Genomic DNA, 21,856 nt, shown 5'->3' on the forward strand with positions numbered 1-21,856 from the left:
CAAAAAAGGCATGAGCCGATTTAAGTATGTTTGAACACAACCTTGGGATATAGCATACCCCAGTAGGCTGTAAACAATCATAACTTAAAACAACTCATGCCTGATCGAATCAGTAACACGTTAAAATGTTTAGTTGTTGTCTTCCTCATTGCAAAATTGATTATAGCACCACGCTAAATGCGAGGCAATACTTTTTTACTCGGGTTTTATTACAGTTTGTTGCTCTCCCTGCTCCTTGCGCTGAGACAAACGCTGCAGATGCATCGTCAAATAGCTAACTTCAGCTGGATACACCGGTTTACGTAGCCTTTTCTCCATAATCTTCGTAAGTTTCCAGGCCAGCATATACATTTCTGGATATTCTTCATTCAAAAGCTTGTCCAATCGGTAAATCTCCTGCACAATCTCTCCTCGTCGTACACGTTCAATCGCAAACCTCAGATGAGTCAGCAGTCGAGAATAATCAAGGGATTGGAGAGGAATTCGATAATCCAGTGTCGTCTCGACAACCTGAACCATATCAGCAATCAGACGAGAATCCTTCCTAACCTCGGAAATATGCTGGTTTGTCATGGCGCTATAAATATGCAGGGCCACGAATCCGATTTCATCTTCTCCCAGATCTACATTCATCTTATCCCTGATTAAAGCAACAGCCTGCTCAGCCATCTTGTATTCTTGAGGATATATTTCCCTAGTCTCATACAAAAACGGATTATGAATCGTAATTCCCTGTTTATGACGGTTGATGGAAAAAGCGATATGGTCAGTTAAAGCAATTAGAATATGCTCATTTAGAGGCTTCTTTGCTTGAAGCTGAACAAGATGGAGTACCTCACCGATGACCTCGATGAGCTTTTCATCCAGCTCAGGAAGCAACCGTTTGTATTGCTCCTGTTCTTCATGGCTTTTTAATATAAATAATTTTTCAACTGAATCCAACGGCATAAGATCGCCGGGTCTGCGATTGAAACCGATTCCTTTTCCAATCACGACAACCTCATCATGCTCGGGATGCATCCCTATAATCACATTGTTATTCAGCGCTTTGGCCACTTTTAGGCTGCTCACATCCGCACCTCTTTTATCAGAACCTTGATCCTAAGAATTATAGCATGAAGCTCAGAGGAATCCACGTTAAAGTACCAAATATTCCGCTAAAGGTCAATAAAAAGAAAACGCTTTTCATCACAATTTCTAGGAAATGCTGTGATGAAAAGCGGTCTTTTGGGGGCTAAGAATCTGCTCCCGAAGGCTTATCGTTATTCTTTATCCGTTAGTGTCACCTCAACCGAGGCTGGATTGTGCAGCTTGTTCGCATCAACGGAGCACGGTACGGAATGAAGACCATTTTTTCCAGTGGTTAGTCCTTTGATCAACTGCTCTACATCAATACCGGATACACTCTTAAGCATCTCAGGAGCCGTCGCCATCAGTTCGGTGACATAATTGCTGACACGCGTTGCTCCCTCCCCTTTACCCGTATCCACAACAGTCAGTTTATCAATGGATGCAATCGGTTCGGCAATGCGTCCTGCCAGATCCGGCAACATTTTCACGATAATATCGAGCACGGCAGCCTCTCCAAACTTCTGGAACGCCTCCGCCAGTTTTTCCTTGGCCTCAGCTTCCGCGAGACCACGCAAACGGATGACATCTGCATCGGCTGTACCTTTGGCCCGTTCTGCATCCGCTTCTGCTTGCCCGTTTAGACGTTTTTGTTCAGCTGACGCTTTAGCCTGTGTTTCAATCGAGTATTGCAGCGATTCCGCCTCACGCATTTTACGCGATTTGTCGGCTTCCGCCGCTTGTTCTACTGCATACCGATCGGCTTCCGCCTTCTTTTTCACTTCCGCATCATATTGCTTTTCTCGTACCTGTATTTCCTTGGCTTGAATATCAATCTCCCGTTCCTTACGTACCAACTCGACTTTCATCTGTTCCTCGACGGCAGTCTGCTTGGCACGGGCCTCCTGAATGTGATAAGCCTGATCGGCTTCTGCCCTGGCTGTATCCTGTTCTTTCTTAAACGAAGCCACCTTCAGTTCCTTCTCCTTGGCTGCCTCGGCAATATTCGTATCCCGCAATAGCTCGGCCTTCTGTCCTTCCTGTTCTGCTTGTGCCTTCTGAATTCGGGCATCCCGCACTGCCTCGGCTTCTGCAATCTCTGCATCCCTTTTCACAGCAGCAATTCTCGGCTTACCAAGCGCATCCAGATATCCATGTTTATCACGTACATCTTTGATGGTGAATGAAACGATTTGCAAGCCCATCTTTTTCAGATCGCGCGCAGCCACGCCCTGTACTTCCTGCGCAAACCGATCCCGATTACGATATACTTCCTCTACCGTCATGGAGCCGAGGATTGCCCGCAAATGTCCCTCCAGCACTTCTTGAGCCTCTCCTCTAAGAGCTTCCAGTGGCTTTCCGATGAACTGCTCGGCCGCTGTGGCTACATCCTCAATGGAACTGCCAACCTTGATGATTGCCACACCATCCGCAATCACGGGTACTCCTTGCTCTGTATATACTTCCGGTGTAGTTACGTCCAACTTGTGAGACAACAGAGAGATAAATTCGGATTGTTGGAAAATAGGCCAAATGAAGGCGCCCCCACCACGTACAATTTTAATCTTACGACCCGATTCATCCTCGGAAATATTTTTATTTCCCAGAAAAGAACCTGTTACAATCATTCCTTCATCCGGTCCTACCGTTTTGTAACGGGCCCAAAAGGCAATCCCTAATATGACAATAACAATGACAACAATTCCAGGGACCAACACAATATCTTGCAGATTTGACACTCCCGATCACGCTCCCTTCAAGTTAAGCGAATGCGCCGTCTATGTGTCCAGGTACGCTACGCGGACGACGCCCTCTGCGACCTCAACCACGACAATACGGGTTCCCGCAGCTAGCGGTTTGTGATCAAAGCTAGATGCTGTATGTATGGTGTTGCCTGCACCCAAGCGGATCATAACTTCCCCGTAACCAACCTCAGGTACAGGAATGGTGACCTCACCAATTCTTCCAGTTAGTTCACGCATCGAGAAGCCGCTGGATACCTCTGAATTGGCCATGGGCTTGATAAATGCAAAAAACACTAGCACTCCAATCACAAGTGCAATCCCTAAAGCAAGCACAACGACCCAGCCCATGGTCAGCCCAGTATACTTTGTCAGTAGTACTCCAGCCCCGCCAAAAGCAGTCATAGCCCCAAGTAGAACGACAGGTCTGAACCAATCAAGGCCCGGCAGATCTATCGCCCCATCCAGCCAGCTACCGAGTACATCCCCGATCAACACACTAACTACGGTAAAGATTGCGCCTCCTGCCAACAACCACCAAAATATGGTTTCCATGCGACTCCTCCTTCCATGTACCTTTTCAGTCTGGTTTCCAGTCTATAACTATGTTTACGTATTCAACCTTAAAAAGTTTCAAAATTTACCTCCAATATTCCAAATTAAACCCAAAAAAGCACGTTCGTACGTCTAATGACGCACAAACGTGCTTTTTATGCTCCAAACGCTGTTTACAGGGATGCTTTGTAAATTTCGACTACATCTTCGCGATTGAGCTTGTTAAAGCCACCGAAAGGTCCGAATTTCACAGCTTTATCAGCCATTACATCAATTTGGGATGCATCAATATCGTAATCAGCCAGACGGCTTGGCGCACCAATCGAGTTCCAGAAATCACGCAACGCTTGAATACCTTCCAGCGCTACTTCTTCGTCACTCTTGCCTTCTGGGTTCACATGGAACACATTCACAGCCAGCTGTTTGAAGCGTTCAGGCTTCACATGCAAGTTATGTTTCATCCAATTCGGAAACAGAATAGCCAGTCCTCCACCATGCGGAATATCATAAACAGCAGACACAGCATGCTCAATATTGTGAGTAGCCCAGTCACCTGTCAGTCCCATGTTCAAGAAGCCGTTCAGTGCCATTGTACCACAATACATAATGGTTTCACGCAACTCGTAGTTTTCCAGATCGTTAACCAGTCCCGGCGCAGCATCTATGACCGTACGCAAAATCGTTTCACACCAGCCCAGTTGAACCGGAGTATTGGATTCCAAATGGAAATAATGCTCAAGCGTATGGGACATCATATCCACAATTCCGTAAACGGTTTGATTTTGTGGCAGAGAGTAAGTGTTCACCGGATCAAGAATGGAAAACGCAGGAAAAGCATGTACGCTACCCCAGCCCAATTTTTCCTGAGTTTTTTCGTTTGTAATAACAGAACCTGCGTTCATTTCAGAGCCGGTTGCTGCCATGGTCAGAACCGTACCTAATGGCAAGGCTGCTTTGGGTGCCGCTTTACGCTCTGCAAAATCCCACATGTCGCCATCATATTTTGCACCGACAGCAATAGCTTTGGAGCAATCCAGTACACTACCACCGCCCACAGCCAGTACAAGGTCGATTTGATTTGTTTTACACAATTCAACGCCTTTATGTACCGTAGACAAACGAGGATTCGGTTCTACACCAGCCAGTTCTGTTACCTCTGCACCAATCTCACCAAGCAATTTTATTACATTATCGTACAAACCGCTGCGCTTAATGCTGCCGCCGCCATATACAAGCAATACACGTTTTCCATATTTAGGAACTTCACGCTTGAGAGCCTCCAATTGTCCTTTACCGAAGATCAATTGTGTAGGATTATAAAATTCGAATGCTTTCATCGCAAACGCTCGCCTCCAATATTTCTAAAGTTTAATGTTAAGAAACTACTCTATTATAACCTTTATGGTTACAGGAAACAAATTGCTTTATTTTCAGAAAAAAAAACCACACTCCTTAAGGAGTATGGTTACCTTTCACATCTTGGGAGGGTTCTCGTATTGTATTATGTGGCAACACAAGCTACTTTATTCTCCCAAGGTATATCCCAATTGTTTCATAAAACGGCCAAACGCTTGCTGACCGGATGGATTGCGTTTATACACTCCTGCGTGCTCTAAAATTTCACTGAATTTTAGTCCAACTTCATTTTGTACGGTACGAACAGCCGTCTCCTTGTCAGACAGACGACCAAACCGGGTATTCAACTGGTAAATCCAGTCTGCATGCTTAAACAGTGGATGTCCTTCTTGTTGCATAGCCGCGGCCAATTCATCGTCCCCACACAAAATATCAGCAATTCCATCCAGTTCATCCTTGAGTCGACCTGGTAAGATAGCAAGCCCCATCACTTCGATCAGACCGATATTTTCCTTTTTGATATGATGCATCTCGTGATGGGGATGGAAAATACCTTCTGGGTATTCTTCACTCGTTCGATTGTTGCGCAGTACGAGATCCATCTGATATCTTCCTTCGGAATCCCGGCGCACAATCGGCGTTACTGTATTATGCGGAATCGTTTCCCCCTCCAGTTCGGTATGAGAGAGAACGTCTACCGACGGATCACTATAACCTTTCCAGGCTTCAAAAGCAGCATTCCCTGCCTCCAACAGTGCCTCGGCATCTGATGACGTAAAACGAATGACCGACATCGGCCAGTTTACAATCCCTGCCGTAACCTGCGGAAACGCTTCGTTATGGTATACGCCATCCACACCCGCTTTTTCAATTGGGAATGTGTGACGACCACCCTGAAAATGATCATGAGTTAGGATCGACCCTCCGACAATAGGCAGATCCGCATTAGAGCCGATGAAATAATGCGGAAACGCTTTCGTAAAGGCCAGCAACCGCCGCAGCGTATCCTTTGTAAGCTTCATGGGTACATGATCATGATGGAACACAATGCAATGCTCGTTGTAATACACATAAGGTGAATATTGAAAAAACCATGGTTCCCCATTCAATTCGACCGGAATGATACGCAAATTTTGGCGGGACGGATGATTTACTCTCCCGGCATATCCAACGTTTTCACGGCACAATTGACATTTGGGGTAAACAGGTGGCGGCAAAAGCTTTGCCATTGCAATTTCTTTGGGGCTCTTTTCTGGCTTGGACAAATTAATCGTAATTTCCATATCTCCGTAAGGCGTTGACTGATTCCAGTACACATTGCTGGCTACCCGATCCATTCGGATGTAGTTTGAATCGATGGATAATTGATAAAAAGCATCTGTAGCCGCTTCTATGCCACGTTCAGCCTCCGTTTGATGAAAGTCACGGATGACTTCAGACGGTCTCGCCATTAGCTGCCCCATGATTTTGGAATCCAGCAAATCACGATACGTATCCGTGTTTTCAGGGATAAGCCCTATGGCAAAACCATAATCGATCAATACATTAAGCACAGGCTGTAGAGCTTCGGGGGCAATAATGCCCCCTGCTTCCCCACCGGAATAAGGCTCCGAAAACCCGAACTGCTCTAATAACAGATTACGGCTGTAATCCGTATCTTGCAGACCGATCAAGCCCCTTTTTTGCGCGAATGCAACTAGTTGTTCCACCGCATATAGAGCCGATTGCTGTACAGTTTCGTCGATGTCATGGGCCAGGTGCCGGGAAAGTTCCCGGTCTTGGCCTTTATCTACGGATTGGCGCTCGCTCATATGTCATCGTCTCCCGTCTATTCGTCGCCGTAGCCTTGAGGGTGTGACTGATGCCATCCCCATGCTCCGCTAATAATATCCTCCAGCTGAGTACGTTTTGGACTCCAGCCCAGCACCGACCGAGCCTTGTCAGAAGATGCAACCAATATTGCTGGATCGCCGGCACGGCGGGGTTCTGTAACAACTGGAATGTCGAGCCCAGTGACCTTGCGTGCCGTTTCAATAACTTCCTTCACAGAGAAGCCCTGCCCGTTGCCCAGATTGAATATGTTGCTGTCATTACCTTCACGCAAGTAATTCACTGCGCGTACATGAGCATCCGCCAAATCACTTACATGAATGTAATCACGGACACACGTTCCGTCCGGTGTCGCATAATCCTCACCAAACACAGCGATATGTGGACGCTGTTTTAATGCTGTCTGGAGCACCAATGGGATCAGATGGCTTTCTGGTCGGTGATCTTCGCCGATCTTGCCGCTTTCATGCGCACCAGCCGCATTAAAATACCGCAAAGACACGTATTTGATGCCTAGTACTTTATCAAACCAGGACATCATGCGCTCCATCATCAGCTTGGTTTCACCATATACATTGGTAGGCTCTGTACGGTCACCTTCTTCAATCGGCACCTTTTCCGGTTCCCCATAGGTAGCCGCAGTCGAGGAAAATACGATCTTATTTACTCCGGCATCTTTCATTGCCTCCAGCAAGCTCAACGTACCAAATACATTGTTGTCATAATACTTCCCAGGATTCTGCATACTTTCCCCAACCAGCGAGTTGGCTGCAAAATGAATAACTGCGTCGATACTATTTTCAGAGAACAGTTTGGACAGAAGTTCTTTATCTCTCAAATCGCCTTCATACAGCTTGCCTCCAAGCAATGCTCCTTTGTGCCCAGTTTGCAAATTATCCAGCACAACAACTTCTTCTCCCAGATCCAACAATTCTGCTACGGTATGTGAACCGATATATCCAGCTCCACCTGTGACTAAAATGGCCATTTTATTCGTCCTCCTTCAGTTCTTTAACTCCGTCCCCTGCCTTGCATACATAAAAGCTGGCTTCCAGCCCGGTACGAGTCTGATAAGCTTCGCCGACTTCCTTTACAAAACGATCCACATCATCCTCATGAACCAATGAAACCGTACAACCTCCAAACCCAGCCCCTGTCATACGAGCACCCAGCGTGCCAGGAATGCGCCGTGCTTCTTCCACCATAACATCCAGCTCGGTGCAGCTGACCTCATACAGGTCACGTAATGAATCGTGAGAAGCGTTCATTAACTGACCGAAAGCTGCAAGTTCATTCGCCGCAAGAGCTTCGACAGAGGCCAGCACACGAGCGTTTTCCTCCACCACATGCTGTGCCCGGCGGCGGACTGTTTCATCTGCAATATGATGCTGAAGCTCTCCAAAGCGAGTCTCATCCAACTGTGCGAGGTATTCCAGAGACGGCTCCTGCTGCTGCAAAATGGACAGTGCTTCCGCACATTGACTGCGACGCTCGTTATAGGCTGAATCTACCAAACCGCGGCGCTTATTTGTATTGCCGATCACAAGCTTATAAGCTCCTGTGCGGAACGGCACTTTACGGTACTCCAGCGTATCGCACATCAGCAGGATTGCATGATCAGCCGCTCCGTTCGCTACAGCGAACTGATCCATAATGCCGCAATTGACACCCACGTAATTGTTTTCTGCCCGCTGGGACAACAAAGCGATTTCAACAGTGTCGGTCTTCTGCTTTTCGGTAGTCAGGAACGCGTAGCCTGTCACGACCTCAATCGAGGCTGAGGAGGATAATCCGGCTCCGTTCGGTATTTCTCCATGATAGAGCAGGTCGTATCCACTAGACGGATAAACACCCTTTTCAGCCAACTCCACCAGCACACCCACCGGATAGTCCACCCACTCATCCATTTTGCTTTTACCTATCTCTCCGCGGGGGATAGACACTTCATACGACAGGTTTGTCGAAGCAAAATGAATTTGATCATCATTGCGCGCACGAAGGATCAGCGTCGTACCAAATTCCAGCGCAGCCGGGAGCACATAACCACCATTATAGTCGATATGCTCTCCAATGAGATTGACGCGCCCAGGTGCATGAAATATCAGCAGTTCATTGCTGCTTTCACCATATTTTTCAATAAAATGTTTCTTTAATTCAGTAGAGTTCATATCCGCATCCACCTCATTCACCGTTAGTAAAAGTCTACCTGATTTCCCTGTAATATCTTAATCAGGTTGACACCTCTTATGAGTTCAGTATAAATGAAAGCGTCACACAATGTAATGCATCCATGTGTTTAAGCTATGGATAAATGTGACTTGGACATGTACAATGTAAGTATAACGCATCCACTAAACTATTCACAAATGCAGGAAGGATGACCCTATTTTGCAAGCGTATTCATATAGTTATGCTGTCGCCTCTAATCCGGTGTTTTATGAAAATAGCCCGCTGCATGTGCTTTTTGCAGGAGAGAGCCAGACCAAATCCGGTCATGCCGTGGGGCCGAAAATCTATGATTACTATCTGCTTCATTTTGTAGAGTCGGGCAAAGGTATCTTTCGAACAGAACAGCACACATATCAGCTTAAAAAAAACGATTTTTTCCTTATTCATCCCGGTCAGCTGGTGAGCTATACCTCGGATGAAGAGGAACCGTGGCGCTATCGTTGGTCTGCCTTTATCGGACACCATACGGAGCAGGTGGTGCAGAAGGCAGGACTGCGTGTTCATCAGCCTGTTTTCCATGCTGCCGATCAAAGTCCCATTCCCTGTTATCTGGAACAAATGCAATTGGCCTTCTACAGCAGAAAATCTAGTTCTCATCTTTCAGCCTTGGGATATTTGTACCTGATTATGGGAGAAGCCAGCAATTACCTGAGTGACTGGACTGATCCCTCTGGGGCAGATTCGCAAATTCGTCGTACAGTCAAACAAATGGTCCAATATATGTCCACTCAGTATGCACACCCCGTTTCCATTGAGCAAATGTCTGAAGGACTTGGTTATAACCGTGCATACTTATCACGGATATTCAAAAAAGAAACGGGCATCTCCCCCGTCACCTATCTGCTTAAGCTGCGGATCGACAAATCACGTCAACTGCTGCGTGAGCGTCCTGAGCTATCGGTTGAGCAAGTGGCTGCTTCTGTCGGGTTAACCGATGCTTTATATTTCTCACGTCAATTCAAACGCTTCTGTGGTCACTCTCCAACCGAATACCGGAGCAAGGTTAAGCAGTATCCACAGTCGTAAAGTAAGCTTTAGCAGGTTTCCCTAGCTCCCTGCCAATAACAAACAGCCCTCATCCTTCAAGCGGATGAGGGCTGTTATGTATATATCGAATAAGAGAATGTGAAATTAGGTTAATGACTCCAAAATACCTTTTGTCATTAGGCTGTGCCGCCGTCTTGTCCGTTCCCGGCATTTAGAATTGAATCAATCCGGTCCAGCTCTTCCTGTGAAAACTCCAGATTGGATAAGGCTTTAACATTTTCTTCGATTTGGCTTACACGGCTAGCCCCAATCAGGACAGAGGTCAGACGTTCACCGCGTAGAGCCCATGCCAGTGAGAATTGAGCCAAACTTTGTCCACGTGCAGCAGCCATCTGGTTCAAGGCCCGCACCTTGCGCAGAGTTTCAGGCGTCACATGATTCTCATTCAGGAAAACCGATGTGCTTGCTGCACGTGAATCCTCGGGAATTCCGTTCAAATATTTATTGGTCAGCAGTCCCTGAGCCAGTGGACAAAAGGCAATGCTGCCTATCCCGTTTTCGTCCAGTACATCTTGTAATCCATTCTCAATCCAGCGGTCAAGCAGAGAGTATCTCGGCTGATGGATCAACATCGGTGTTCCAAGCTCCTTCAAAATACGAGCTGCTTCTGCCGTTTGCTCTGCGCTATAATTAGACACGCCCACATACAGCGCTTTACCAGAACGTACGATATGATCCAGTGCTCCCATCGTTTCTTCCAACGGCGTATTCGGATCAAAGCGGTGAGAGTAGAATATATCGACATAGTCCAGTCCCAATCGCTTCAGACTCTGATCCAGACTGGATATCATATACTTACGAGATCCCCAGTCACCATAAGGACCTGCCCACATATGGTAGCCTGCTTTGGTAGAGATAACCAATTCATCCCGGTACGGCTTCATATCACTGGCTAATACTTGTCCGAAAAATTCCTCAGCTGAACCCGCAGGAGGACCATAGTTATTAGCTAAATCAAAATGCGTAATCCCCAGATCAAAGGAGCGAGTAATCATGCTGCGACCATTCTCGGCGTTGTTAATTCCGCCAAAATTGTGCCACAAGCCCAGCGAAATAGCGGGCAGCTTAAGACCTGATCTCCCTGTACGGTTATATTTCATACTTTCATAACGATCTTCGCCAGCTAAATAAACCATGCTATCACAGCCTCTCTCGAAACATTGTTATGTCCATCCCAACATCATCATAGCGCTTTTATCCAGGCGTTGACAAGAAAACGATTACAAGCTTAATTGATGAGCAAGTTCTTCCATTACCTTACCGATCGGTTCAGTAATCAAAAGATCCGCCTTGTGATCATACGAGGTGGGGTCTGTGTTCAGCAGCACTGTATGTTTACCACGAAAATAAGTAATCAAGCCCGCCGCAGGGTGAACTGTCAGTGACGTTCCTCCGATTAACAGCAGATCTGCTTGAGAAATGGCCTGGATGGATTGAATAAGGGTATCCTGATTCAACTCTTCCTCATATAAAACGACATCCGGTTTGATCATTCCTCCATCTACCGGACATTTAGGTACAACCTCGGAACTGTTCATCACTTCATTTAGGTCGTAAAAGCGACCGCATTCCATACAGTAGTTGCGATGTACCGAGCCGTGAAGCTCCAGTACATTCATACTTCCTGCAGCCTGGTGTAATCCGTCAATATTTTGCGTCACAACCGCTTTAAGACGGCCTTGCTTTTCCAAAGACGCGAGGAAATGATGACAGCCGTTCGGCTTCGCATCGGGATGCAGCATTTTGCTGCGATAGAAACCGAAGAATACTTCAGGATGCTTCACAAAAAAAGAGCGGCTAAGCATAACCTCAGGAGAATAAGGTAATTTTTCCTCGCTCTGATACAAGCCTGCTGCTGAACGAAAATCGGGAATACCACTTTCCGTCGATGTCCCTGCTCCGCCGAAAAAAACAATATTCTGCGATTGCTGTATCCAATCCGCCAACGTATTAACTTTCATGCTCTACGCACCTCCAGCTCTTTATATCCACGAACCACCTTATCCGCATCCAACAAATGACCGGAATGCTCCGGTTCCGGCGCAAATCCAATGGCTAGCCGTACTCCGGCACGCTTGCCCATCTGCATATCCCCATTACTGTCTCCGATCACTATCACGTCCGCTGGCGACAGTCCTAGTAACGCGCAAGCTGTTTCAGCCATTTCCGGGTCAGGCTTACCGTATGTAACCCTATCATGTCCGATGATCTCGTCAAAATAGGATGTCAGCCCCATCCACTCCAAATGCTCTTGTGCAGCCTCTGTACTGTCAGAGGTCACAACCGCCAGTTTCAATCCGGCAAGGCGACTTTGCTCCAATAAGGTCCGCAACCCCGGAAACACCTTCGCTGCCCGATGTCGGCGGACGTCAGCCATTGCTGTTTTATTAAATTCGCGGACAAGCCGCACAGCTTCATTCCACGGGACACCGGCAGTATAAAGCTGCCAAGCCAGCACACCTGTACTTTCATCCACCGTCCCCATTGCCAGCGGACCAGAAGGATCGTAACCGATCACACGTCCCTCCTGATCGTGAACAGTGCCTAGAATGTTGCCTTTTTCCATCGTAAAACCGGCTCCCGCCACGACAAGATGCTGCTCCATCATATCCAGTATAGAACGAGCCCAAGGGCCCCACAACTGAATAAAATCTAGTAGTGTGCCATCTTTATCGAATAAGATGCCACGGCATGGGTACCGCTTCCCCTGCACGATTAGCTCAGACATGCATCACACCTCCTTTACGGGTTCTTAGGAGCTGAATCTACACTCTCTTTCATCCAGTCCTGCAAAGCCGTTACCGTCTGGTTCCATTGCTCAACGGCGCTAATTTTCGCGGGATTATCCCCTTTCTGGGCACCGTAACTGCCAAATTGGGCATGGTTCCCCCCTTCGACTGTAAAATACAGCGTGTTGGAAGGTAAATAAGTTCTCCCACTTTGGACATTTTTCATCTGGATGACTCCGTCATCACTTCCTAACAGAGAAATAACTGGCAGATTTTTATCCTTTAAATTACCCTTGTTATCCGGGTAGGAAGCAAGGAAAAATACACCTTTAACCTGATCAGGATGTGCAGCTGCATATCGGGCCGCCATCACACCACCTAACGAATGGCCGCCAATAACAAAGGCTTCGTTCGGATACGCCTTTAGCACTTCATTCGCCAAATCCGGTGAGATCAATGCAAGGTTCAGTGGCATTTTTACAATGATCACATGATGACCCTTTTCTGCCAGACGGCGTGCCAAGGGCGCATAGCTTTCGGGTTTAACCAACGCTCCTGGGTACAAAATGACTCCCGATCCACTTCTTTTGGTAGGCTCAAAACTTAACCAATGCTCTTGCTCATTTACTTTCACAGTATCCGCTATTTCGGCTAATGCAGCCGCCGCCGTCTCGTCAGGCTGATAAGGCGTAAATACCTTCCATGCTCCCCAACCCGCGATTAGCACAATGACAATTAGGATACCTAAAAGAATTTTCCATATTTTCCGAGATCCGCGTGTTCCATAGGAGTTGTATGATCTTCTTGTTCTTCTTCTCATTGTAAAAGTTCCTTTCGCCTTTCATACCTTGTGATTCTTGACTTGAATATAAAAGGTGTCGCTGTATTCGTTAGCATAACTATAACCTTGTTAGGGTAACATCGTTGCACATACAGGGTCAAATTAGCACACGTTTCCAGACTTTAGCTCATCTTTATCTGCTGTTCAAGCTTTCGCCACATATATAGGACATGATAACGCTTACTGTTGTGAATAAAATCACAATGATGTGGTCCAGAGTATCGTACCTTGTTCCTTGTAAAGAATTATTTTTTAAATAGTTTAGTCGGCAGAAGCCGTTCGGAGGGAAACACATGACGACAAGCCATGATGTACAAGGGGAAAGCTTTTTTCTCAATTTGCGATTTCTGTTGATTATATGCGTATTTGCAGGAAACGCCCTGGAGCCATTAGTCGGTTCAATTCATCTTGCCCAACAATGGTTTAGCTGGATATTCATGTTTCATATGCCGTTGTTTGTACTCGTTACAGGCTACTTTGCCAAAACCACTTTGACGGGTCTCGCAGGACAAAAAGTTCTACTTCAGATCGGTATGCAATATCTGATTTTTCAATCCCTATATTCAATTTTGGATGTCGTAATCTTCCACGTTCCCCATATCCATCATTCTTTTTTTGCTCCTTATCTGCTGCTTTGGTTCCTTGCCAGTCACATCTGCTGGAGACTACTGATGCTGTCTTTTCAGAAAATACCACCAGTCTTCCAACTGGGTATATCCGTTCTGCTGGGTATCCTTGTCGGATATCTCCCCGTAGACGGTATATGGCTAAGCGTATGCAGAACCTTTGTTTATTTGCCTTACTTTGTTGCAGGTTATCATTTGAATTATGCAGACGTTCGACGCTTCTTCACAACACCTGTCCGTATCATCGCCGGTATTGTATCTCTTTTGCTTATGGTACTGGCGGGAACGTCGTATTTTGGCATCCCGGCAGGCTGGCTATATGGCAACATGACTTATGGTGAACTGGGCCATACCGAATGGTACGCAGGGATTTACCGTATCGGGATTTATGGAGTTCAATGGATAGCATCTATGGCGTTTCTAAGCTTTGTTCCAGCCGTCACAGGACGTATAACCGAGATGGGACGGCGTACATTATATGTTTTTTTGCTCCATGGCTTAATCGTTCGTTCCATTGTTGCAAAGGGAGTCTATGAGTATATAGATACTCCTGTGGAAGTCATGTTGATTCTAGTGTGCGCCGCAGGTCTGTGCTGTCTGTTGACCATGCCTTGGGTTCGAACTGCAACACGGCCTCTTATTGAGCCACAGGTAGAGTGGATGTTGAAGCCAGCACCTTATCTTTTTAGACGGTCTGCGTAATTTTTTATCCATTTATACTTTAAATCAGCACGCGACAACCCTCTTACAGACGAAATTGGAAGTGGGTCTCCCTCCTCTTTACTCGCGCATAGTCCCTGTTTCATACAGGCAATATGTGGTAAGTAAAAGATACGCGCAACAAAAAACAACTTTTAATAAGGAGTGATTTGTAATGGCACGTAATCAAAATCAGGGTAAAATGAGTCGCGAAGAAGCAGGCCGTATGGGTGGAGAAGCTACTTCTAAGAAGCACAACAAGGAATTTTATCAGGAGATTGGTAAGAAAGGCGGGCAAGCAACCGCAAACTCACATGATAAGGAATTTTATCAGGAAATCGGCAAAAAGGGCGGCGATGCTACAGCTGAGTCGCATGACAAAAATTTCTACAGAGACATTGGTCGTAAAGGTGGCAGAAATTAAAATATAGTTTCATATTCCGCCCTCCTTTAACATAAAAACAAGCCTGAGCCCATCCGTTTTATAGCGGAATGGGCTTTTGCTATTTATCCGATAGGCTAATATATCAGGATATCAGAGTTTTGAAGAGTCCAATTCAAATCCTTGCAGATGCAATATATAGATAAATAAAACTGTTCCTATCTATATATTGTTGCTTACAGAACACTTCTATACTTTTTTCAAAATCCTCATATATGTAGAAATATGCGCACAACTATGATAGACTCTTTAGAAAACATCTGCGCTATTACGGCGTTCATTGAACGCCATACCATTTTTATACTTTGGGGGGAAACCAGCATCATGACAGCTAAGACGAAAATGCGTTCCGATATGATTAAAAAAGGCTTTGACCGCGCTCCTCACCGCAGCTTGCTGCGCGCAGCGGGTGTCAAAGAAGAAGATTTTGACAAACCGTTTATTGCGGTATGCAACTCGTATATTGACATCGTACCGGGCCATGTCCATTTGCAGGAATTTGGCAAAATTGTCAAGCAGGCCATTCGTGAAGCAGGCGGTGTACCTTTCGAATTTAACACTATTGGTGTAGATGACGGCATTGCCATGGGACACATCGGTATGCGTTATTCTCTGCCAAGTCGTGAAATTATTGCAGACTCTCTGGAAACTGTCGTTTCCGCTCACTGGTTTGACGGCATGGTATGTATTCCTAACTGCGATAAAATTACCCCTGGTATGATGATGGGGGCATTGCGTGTTAACATTCCGACTATTTTCGTCAGTGGCGGTCCTATGAAAGCTGGTAAAGACAAGAACGGACGCTCTATTTCCCTGACTTCCGTCTTCGAAGGTGTAGGTGCATTCCAGGCGGGCAAAATCGATGATCAAAGTTTGCTTGAGCTAGAACAATATGGCTGTCCAACCTGCGGCTCCTGTTCTGGAATGTTCACAGCGAATTCTATGAACTGTCTCGCAGAAGCGATGGGATTGGCTATGCCAGGTAACGGCACCATCCTCGCCGTAGCAGAAGAACGTAAAGAATTCGTCAAACAATCTGCGCGCCAATTGATGGAATTGATTAAGCTCGATCTCAAACCACGTGATATCGTGACGAAAGAAGCCATTGATAACGCATTTGCACTAGATATGGCAATGGGCGGTTCTACGAATACAGTATTGCATACATTGGCACTTGCCCATGAAGCTGAAGTTGACTACCCTATCGAACGCATCAATGAAGTCGCAAACCGTGTGCCTCATTTGTCCAAGTTGGCACCTGCCTCCGACTATCACATTGAGGATGTTCATAATGCAGGCGGCGTAAGCGCAGTGCTAAATGAACTATTGAAGAAACCGGGCGCACTGCATGGTGACTGTATTACTGTAACCGGAAAAACTCTTCGTGAAAACGTAGAGGGTCAGGAAATTCTGGATACTAACGTCATCCACAAATTGGACAACCCTTATTCCGAGCGCGGTGGTCTAGCTGTATTATTCGGCAATTTGGCACCACAAGGCTCCATCATTAAAGTCGGTGCAGTTGATCCTTCTGTTGGCGGTTATCACAAAGGTCCTGCCATCTGCTTTGATTCACAGGAAGATGCGCTGGCTGGCATCGCTAACGGTAAAATTGCCGAAGGACATGTTGTTGTTATTCGTTATGAAGGTCCTAAAGGCGGACCTGGTATGCCTGAAATGCTCGCTCCAACTTCACAAATCGTGGGCATGGGGCTTGGTGCCAAGGTTGGCCTGATTACAGACGGACGATTCTCAGGTGCTTCCCGTGGTATCTCCATCGGTCATATTTCCCCCGAAGCAGCAGAAGGCGGACCTATCGCTTTTGTTGAGGACGGCGATATCATTGAGCTGGACCTGAACAATCGTAAGATTGAGCTTCACATTACAGACGAAGAATTCGAACGTCGTCGCGCCAACTGGAAAGGCTTCGAGCCGAAAGTGAAGACAGGCTATCTGGCGCGTTATTCCAAGTTGGTGACGAACGCAAGTAACGGCGGAATTATGAAAATCTAAGTGCTTTGCCAATATAGATTATTATATGAACTACTAAAAAGCCTCTTGACCCCTACAAAGGATCAAGAGGCTTTTTTCATTAGATCAACTACCTGATCCTGTATCTGCTGCTTGTGAAGCCCTGATCGAAGTATGAATAGGGTCACCTTCTTCGGTCATTTTACTGTTGAGTGTATGAACCACATCCCTTTGATTAGTTGGATCAAAAACCTGGCCTGCCCGCTGCGAATCTCCCGGTTGGAAACGATCAAATAAGGTATCAATGGGCATCACGATTAGTTTCGGTACCATAACCTCTTTTTTTTCACTCAATTGCTCTGAACCCGAAGGATGGATGATACGAAATAACAGCTTTAAATATACAGTAGACACATGCTTAAACAGTCCTTGGGGAAGCTCCTGGACTTGAAATCCTAATTTTTCAGGCCCTCGATGAATCATACTTACTGCATAGATCGCCTTTACACCCTTCATACCAGAATCATGTACAACCCGTTGGGTAAGATCAGGCAGTTGTCTTTTCACAACTCGAATCAATTGAATCGCTAGATGTACCAAGGACTTTGCCGTCGATCCCAACTGAAACAACATTTTATTGTCAAAATGAAGCTCAATTATGGGGTCCCCTTTTTCCAGCCATCTACCGTTCTCCATGTTTATATTGGGTCCATGATAGGTACGGCGACGATAATAAAAGATCGTATTACCCTTGCTGACAGGACGAAGGCGGAACAAGGCGTGAAAAAGCCGCTCGTATTGTAGCCATCCGAATACCATCATTCTTTTCATCCAATCTGTACTGGACAAGCCAGAGACAGTGGATTGGTTGCCAGACTGACGACAGAACAATGTATCCACCCGTACGCTGCGTAGCTGCCGTTCCTGGGCGACTATCAATAGCTTCTCTAGCGCAATGAGCATATTCTGTGGCGCTTCTGCATCTGCCCCCAAGGTCGTACCACAGTCATGGAGCAGCATCACCTCGCCACCCCTCAGCTTTTTGAGCATTCTTTCCGCTAATTGTTTCGCTCCAATGCTGGCCTTCCAGTCACCAAACATAGAGGACCATAATACGATTCGACGACCATTGTTTTTGGAAATATCAAAAAAGTTCACAATCCCCCAAGGCGGACGATAAAAGGTCGTTCCCTCGCCAGTTACTCGCCGAATGACTGACTCTGTCTGGGCAATTTGTCTTCTAACCGTAACAGGCCGCATGAGCCAATTCGATTTGTGCACATAATTGTGAATACCGATCAGATGACCTTCATCATGCATGCGCTTCAGAAGTTCAGGGTGTTTTTCGGCATTCATCCCTACAACAAAAAAAGTAGCCTTGGCATCAAAACGCTTGAGTAAATCGAGCAACTGTGATGTATAGACTGGATCAGGACCATCATCAAAAGTTAGCGCATATTCTTGGTTACTTTTGCCACGCCTAAACACCCTGAAACCAAATATACGACTAACCAGCGCCGGAATAAAAGCATAAAAAGTTGAAATGTAAAACATCCATAACAGCAAAGTCTGCACGTTTTATCCCCACTTTTCTATTCTGAACTTCCAAACAGGCTTCCTGAAGAAAACTCACTTACTTATATGTTATCATAATGACGTAAGCCTGCCGAGATTTTGCCGTTGCTACTGGTCAGCATTGAGATACAATTTAGTGTACAATAAATAAAAATCTTAAAGGAGTCGTTGTATACATATGCTTCCATTGTACAAAAAATATTGGCGTACTGTTTTTGATATCGGTCTGATTGTATTAACCGTGTATTTAATTATGTTCGTATCCAGCAAACTGTATCAGCTAGCCGCACCTGTGTTCCTTTCATTCGTCGTATTTTGGTGCATCGAACCTACTGCTCGTTATTTTCATCGCAAAGGTATGAAAAAGCCCTTTGCCTCCGCACTCTCCGTATTGTTGTTTATTATTTTATTACTAGCTATTTTTTTCGGATTGGGCCTGATCCTGGTTACTCAATTTACAAAAGTCGCTCAAAATCTCCCACATTATACCCAGATTATCCAAACGGAATTCACGCGGGTTCTTCATCTTTCTCAAGATAAAATTGCTGCCTTGCCTCCGGGTGTTACCGAACGTGTAAATGATTATTTTGCAACTGCTACCACCATTGCTACGAAATGGGCACAACTAGGGTTATCCTTTTTCATTCAATTTCTCAGCTCTTTCACCGTTTTTATGGGCAACTTTGCGGTTGCCATCATTCTAGCGTTCTTTTTGAGTATGGAAATTAATCTCTGGAAGGGAATTGCCCGCAGTAAAACACCGAAGACACTAAAAACGGCGTACCTTTTTCTAAAAAATCATGTACTTAAAGCTATCTCCGCCTTTCTCAAGGCTCAAGCTTTATTGGTAGGAATTACCTTTGTGCTCGTATTTATAGGTTTACTCATTTTGCAAGTGGATAATGCCCTATCGTTGGCGCTCGTAGCAGCTTTGTTTGATATTTTGCCATTGTTGGGTGTGCCTGTTATCTTTATTCCGTGGGCAGTGTATTTGTTCATCACGGGGAATACCGGCTTGGCTGTAGGCTTGCTTATTGTCATGGCTGTCACCGTGATTGTGCGCCAGTTGGCAGAGCCCAAAATTACTGGTAATTCCATCGGCGTTTCATCTGCCTATCTAATGCTTTCTTTTGCCATTATATCGTTATCCATCTTCGGATTGGCCGGATTAATCCTATCTCCCATTCTGATCATTTTGCTCAAGGAATTGTGGCAACAAGGTTATTTGCAGCAATGGATCCGGTTTCCGACTGAGGAATTTGACGAGCCTCCTTTTATCGTCAAAATTCAGGAGGAAGAGCGTGAAGCCACTCGCGGAACTCAGGAGGATTGAGCTAGCAGATCCATGACTTGACCGAACAGTGCTGTGGCCTGATTTGCAGCATGCGTTGAAGCATTTTGCACAAGAACGGCAACCGCATAACGTGGCCGCTCTATCGGACCGTAACCAATAAACCACTGGTGATTTATAGGACGACCGTTTTTTAAAGCTTGGGCCGTACCCGATTTACCGGCCAGCTTCCATGTTTTATTGCGCAAGGAGGCGCCTGTACCGTGTGTCACAACCTGTTCCATTGCTTCACGCAGCATATGAGCCGTGGATGTGCGAATCGAGCGGCTACCTTGGGATAAAGGAGCAGCGTGAGCAGGTAGCTCCAGCAAGGTGCTTCCGTCTGCGTAGCTGATGCGTTTTACGATGCGCGGGGCATGTACTTGACCATCGTGCAGCAAGGTGACGATGAGGTTGGCTGCTTGGAGAGGCGTTACCAGCACATCACGCTGGCCGATAGCTGTCTGCACACGTACGCCTGGATCAGATGCATTTGTATGGGAGCCGAATACGGCTCCCTTTTCTTCGTGATCCAGCGGTCTGAATTGGGGTAGCCCTGCCAGATTCCGGTCCTGCCAGCCCACGGTTCGACTCAATCCCAGTGCAGAGGCTGCGGCCTGAATTTGCTCAGCGTTAAGCCGTTCGCCGAGATGGGCGAACACACTATTACAGGATACGGCAAGCCCTTCCTCCAGGTTCAGGGTTCCGTGTCCTTCTTTTTTCCAGCAAGACAAGCCGTACTTGCCATAGGCTCCATGACAATGAAATTGCTCCTGCGGTTGAACCATACCTGATTCAAGTGCAGCCGCAGCCGTAACCAACTTAAAAATAGAACCAGGCGTTACTGCTTTGAGGGCACGATTAGACCAGTCTGTTTTTCGCTGCGGATTAACATGACTGGGATTATAAAAAGGGCGAGACACCATCGCCATCACATCCGCGTTGCCTGCATCAAGTACAACGACTGCCCCTTCTGTCAACTGATTAGATTCTGTCAGCTTCTCAATCTGTTCCTGCAACGGGAGATCAATTGTGGTCTGCACCTGTAATGGATAGTGACTATTGGATGGAGCACTGACACGAAGCGGGACATGAGTCAATGGACGACGTTGCGCATCTACAAGCCGAGAGACGAACGTCTCACCAACGCCGCTTAGCAACGGCTCTAGCGTTCTTTCCAGGCCCGCTGCCCCCATCGGCAGTTCACTGGCTCGTTCACCACGTTCATACAGAAAACCAAGCCATTGTCTGCCATTGGGCACATCCCTATAACGTTGCGCATACGGCACAAGCTCTATGAGCGAAGGGGCTAACTTCAGCAGTCTCCCCGCTTCATTCGGATAGATTTGTACGAGCTCTCCACGTCCATCCCGCCATATGAGTGGAGATTGCAATTCCTTCCATCGCGTCAACAGTTGCCCTTTACTTGTATGTAGTAGCTTGGCCAGTTCTTGTCCATGCAAAGCTGCTCGGCCATCTACATCGGGAAAAAGCACTGGCGTCCATACGACTCCTCCAGTCAAGGGTTGCCCGTGTCGGTCCGTAAACTGTCCACGCCCGGTATCAATAGCGATTCCTTCCTGTCGCTGACGTACTGACATTTCTTTAAGCGAATGCCCCCCATAAAATGACAAATGAATGCCCGCTGTTCCCTGAATCCAAGCCAGTCGGAAACATAAAATCAGTAGCGATACCATGATCCCCAGAGCTATATATGCAATTCGACGTTGACGAATGAAATTGCTATGATGCCTAGACACATTTATCCTCCTTTCATCATTTTTCCAGTAGTATGTCCGGTGATGGAAAAAGAAAA

18 protein-coding genes are annotated in these 21,856 nt (G+C 46.3%); 5 read left to right on the forward strand and 13 right to left on the reverse strand.

The features are described 5' to 3' along the window. Positions 1 to 195: 195 nt before the first annotated feature. From glcT to ACN6NF_RS18245, 7 genes are all read right to left on the reverse strand, one after another. Positions 196 to 1,071: a glucose PTS transporter transcription antiterminator GlcT gene (gene glcT, locus ACN6NF_RS18215; RefSeq protein WP_090889850.1), complete on the reverse strand. Its 876-nt coding sequence runs from the start codon at positions 1,069 to 1,071 to the stop codon at positions 196 to 198. Positions 1,072 to 1,262: 191 nt separating this feature from the next. Then, positions 1,263 to 2,798: a flotillin family protein gene (locus tag ACN6NF_RS18220; RefSeq protein ID WP_474319078.1), complete on the reverse strand. Its 1,536-nt coding sequence runs from the start codon at positions 2,796 to 2,798 to the stop codon at positions 1,263 to 1,265. 48 nt (positions 2,799 to 2,846) lie between these two features. Beyond that, positions 2,847 to 3,365, reverse strand: a complete 519-nt coding sequence (locus ACN6NF_RS18225; RefSeq protein WP_474318924.1) for an NfeD family membrane protein — start codon at positions 3,363 to 3,365, stop codon at positions 2,847 to 2,849. 173 nt (positions 3,366 to 3,538) lie between these two features. Beyond that, positions 3,539 to 4,702 (reverse strand): iron-containing alcohol dehydrogenase, encoded by a 1,164-nt coding sequence (locus ACN6NF_RS18230; protein WP_474318925.1) that lies wholly within the window; start codon positions 4,700 to 4,702, stop codon positions 3,539 to 3,541. 186 nt (positions 4,703 to 4,888) lie between these two features. Then, on the reverse strand, positions 4,889 to 6,532 hold the full coding sequence (locus ACN6NF_RS18235; RefSeq protein WP_474318927.1) for a UDP-glucose--hexose-1-phosphate uridylyltransferase: 1,644 nt from the start codon (positions 6,530 to 6,532) through the stop codon (positions 4,889 to 4,891). Between the two features lie 17 nt (positions 6,533 to 6,549). Further along, on the reverse strand, positions 6,550 to 7,539 hold the full coding sequence (gene galE, locus ACN6NF_RS18240; RefSeq protein WP_474318928.1) for a UDP-glucose 4-epimerase GalE: 990 nt from the start codon (positions 7,537 to 7,539) through the stop codon (positions 6,550 to 6,552). A 1-nt stretch (position 7,540) separates the two neighbouring features. Then, complete coding sequence (locus ACN6NF_RS18245; RefSeq protein ID WP_474318930.1) at positions 7,541 to 8,719, reverse strand: galactokinase; 1,179 nt, start codon at positions 8,717 to 8,719, stop codon at positions 7,541 to 7,543. 220 nt (positions 8,720 to 8,939) lie between these two features. On the opposite strand from ACN6NF_RS18245, the gene ACN6NF_RS18250 reads away from it, so the two are divergent. Beyond that, positions 8,940 to 9,806, forward strand: a complete 867-nt coding sequence (locus tag ACN6NF_RS18250) for an AraC family transcriptional regulator (protein WP_474318932.1) — start codon at positions 8,940 to 8,942, stop codon at positions 9,804 to 9,806. Between the two features lie 137 nt (positions 9,807 to 9,943). On the opposite strand, the gene mgrA is transcribed toward ACN6NF_RS18250, so the two are convergent. From mgrA to ACN6NF_RS18270, 4 genes are all read right to left on the reverse strand, one after another. Next, positions 9,944 to 10,963, reverse strand: coding sequence for an L-glyceraldehyde 3-phosphate reductase (gene mgrA / locus ACN6NF_RS18255; protein ID WP_474318934.1), 1,020 nt, complete (start codon positions 10,961 to 10,963; stop codon positions 9,944 to 9,946). 84 nt (positions 10,964 to 11,047) lie between these two features. Continuing rightward, the gene (locus ACN6NF_RS18260; protein WP_474318935.1) at positions 11,048 to 11,788 is read right to left on the reverse strand and encodes an NAD-dependent protein deacylase; all 741 of its coding nucleotides are present in this window, start codon (positions 11,786 to 11,788) and stop codon (positions 11,048 to 11,050) included. After that, the gene (locus ACN6NF_RS18265; protein WP_474318936.1) at positions 11,785 to 12,555 is read right to left on the reverse strand and encodes an HAD family hydrolase; all 771 of its coding nucleotides are present in this window, start codon (positions 12,553 to 12,555) and stop codon (positions 11,785 to 11,787) included. Before ACN6NF_RS18265 ends, ACN6NF_RS18260 begins: the two co-directional genes overlap by 4 nt. Positions 12,556 to 12,569: 14 nt before the next feature. Further along, positions 12,570 to 13,376 (reverse strand): alpha/beta fold hydrolase, encoded by an 807-nt coding sequence (locus ACN6NF_RS18270; RefSeq protein ID WP_474318937.1) that lies wholly within the window; start codon positions 13,374 to 13,376, stop codon positions 12,570 to 12,572. A gap of 314 nt (positions 13,377 to 13,690) precedes the next feature. On the opposite strand from ACN6NF_RS18270, the gene ACN6NF_RS18275 reads away from it, so the two are divergent. The 3 genes from ACN6NF_RS18275 to ilvD all read left to right on the forward strand — a co-directional run bounded on the left by ACN6NF_RS18275 (position 13,691) and on the right by ilvD (position 17,177). Then, on the forward strand, positions 13,691 to 14,725 hold the full coding sequence (locus ACN6NF_RS18275) for an acyltransferase family protein (protein ID WP_474318938.1): 1,035 nt from the start codon (positions 13,691 to 13,693) through the stop codon (positions 14,723 to 14,725). Between the two features lie 172 nt (positions 14,726 to 14,897). Next, the gene (locus ACN6NF_RS18280) at positions 14,898 to 15,146 is read left to right on the forward strand and encodes a KGG domain-containing protein (protein ID WP_013372595.1); all 249 of its coding nucleotides are present in this window, start codon (positions 14,898 to 14,900) and stop codon (positions 15,144 to 15,146) included. 342 nt (positions 15,147 to 15,488) lie between these two features. Beyond that, positions 15,489 to 17,177 carry a dihydroxy-acid dehydratase gene (gene ilvD / locus ACN6NF_RS18285; RefSeq protein WP_474318939.1) on the forward strand — a complete coding sequence of 563 codons (1,689 nt, stop codon included), beginning with the start codon at positions 15,489 to 15,491 and terminating at the stop codon, positions 17,175 to 17,177. A gap of 84 nt (positions 17,178 to 17,261) precedes the next feature. Here ilvD and ACN6NF_RS18290 read toward each other — a convergent pair whose 3' ends face one another. Next, on the reverse strand, positions 17,262 to 18,710 hold the full coding sequence (locus ACN6NF_RS18290; RefSeq protein ID WP_474318940.1) for a polysaccharide deacetylase family protein: 1,449 nt from the start codon (positions 18,708 to 18,710) through the stop codon (positions 17,262 to 17,264). 178 nt (positions 18,711 to 18,888) lie between these two features. Between ACN6NF_RS18290 and ACN6NF_RS18295 the strand changes: the two genes are divergently transcribed. Continuing rightward, on the forward strand, positions 18,889 to 20,043 hold the full coding sequence (locus ACN6NF_RS18295; RefSeq protein WP_474318941.1) for an AI-2E family transporter: 1,155 nt from the start codon (positions 18,889 to 18,891) through the stop codon (positions 20,041 to 20,043). On the opposite strand, the gene ACN6NF_RS18300 is transcribed toward ACN6NF_RS18295, so the two are convergent. Then, complete coding sequence (locus ACN6NF_RS18300) at positions 20,031 to 21,800, reverse strand: peptidoglycan D,D-transpeptidase FtsI family protein (protein WP_474318943.1); 1,770 nt, start codon at positions 21,798 to 21,800, stop codon at positions 20,031 to 20,033. The two genes, ACN6NF_RS18295 and ACN6NF_RS18300, sit on opposite strands and share 13 nt — an antisense overlap. Positions 21,801 to 21,856: the final 56 nt, after the last annotated feature.

It is taken from the genome of Paenibacillus sp. TSM33 (assembly GCF_056099025.1).

Excerpts from the sequence above, each read along its gene's own strand:
- ACN6NF_RS18295 (WP_474318941.1), top strand. The coding sequence starts at position 18,889 with ATGCTTCCATTGTACAAAAAATATTGGCGTACTGTTTTTGATATCGGT.
- ACN6NF_RS18235 (WP_474318927.1), bottom strand. The coding sequence starts at position 6,532 with ATGAGCGAGCGCCAATCCGTAGATAAAGGCCAAGACCGGGAACTTTCC.
- ACN6NF_RS18230 (WP_474318925.1), bottom strand. The coding sequence starts at position 4,702 with ATGAAAGCATTCGAATTTTATAATCCTACACAATTGATCTTCGGTAAA.
- ACN6NF_RS18270 (WP_474318937.1), bottom strand. The coding sequence starts at position 13,376 with ATGAGAAGAAGAACAAGAAGATCATACAACTCCTATGGAACACGCGGA.
- ACN6NF_RS18265 (WP_474318936.1), bottom strand. The coding sequence starts at position 12,555 with ATGTCTGAGCTAATCGTGCAGGGGAAGCGGTACCCATGCCGTGGCATC.
- ilvD (WP_474318939.1), top strand. The coding sequence starts at position 15,489 with ATGACAGCTAAGACGAAAATGCGTTCCGATATGATTAAAAAAGGCTTT.
- ACN6NF_RS18260 (WP_474318935.1), bottom strand. The coding sequence starts at position 11,788 with ATGAAAGTTAATACGTTGGCGGATTGGATACAGCAATCGCAGAATATT.
- ACN6NF_RS18225 (WP_474318924.1), bottom strand. The coding sequence starts at position 3,365 with ATGGAAACCATATTTTGGTGGTTGTTGGCAGGAGGCGCAATCTTTACC.
- ACN6NF_RS18280 (WP_013372595.1), top strand. The coding sequence starts at position 14,898 with ATGGCACGTAATCAAAATCAGGGTAAAATGAGTCGCGAAGAAGCAGGC.
- ACN6NF_RS18275 (WP_474318938.1), top strand. The coding sequence starts at position 13,691 with ATGACGACAAGCCATGATGTACAAGGGGAAAGCTTTTTTCTCAATTTG.
- galE (WP_474318928.1), bottom strand. The coding sequence starts at position 7,539 with ATGGCCATTTTAGTCACAGGTGGAGCTGGATATATCGGTTCACATACC.
- ACN6NF_RS18245 (WP_474318930.1), bottom strand. The coding sequence starts at position 8,719 with ATGAACTCTACTGAATTAAAGAAACATTTTATTGAAAAATATGGTGAA.
- mgrA (WP_474318934.1), bottom strand. The coding sequence starts at position 10,963 with ATGGTTTATTTAGCTGGCGAAGATCGTTATGAAAGTATGAAATATAAC.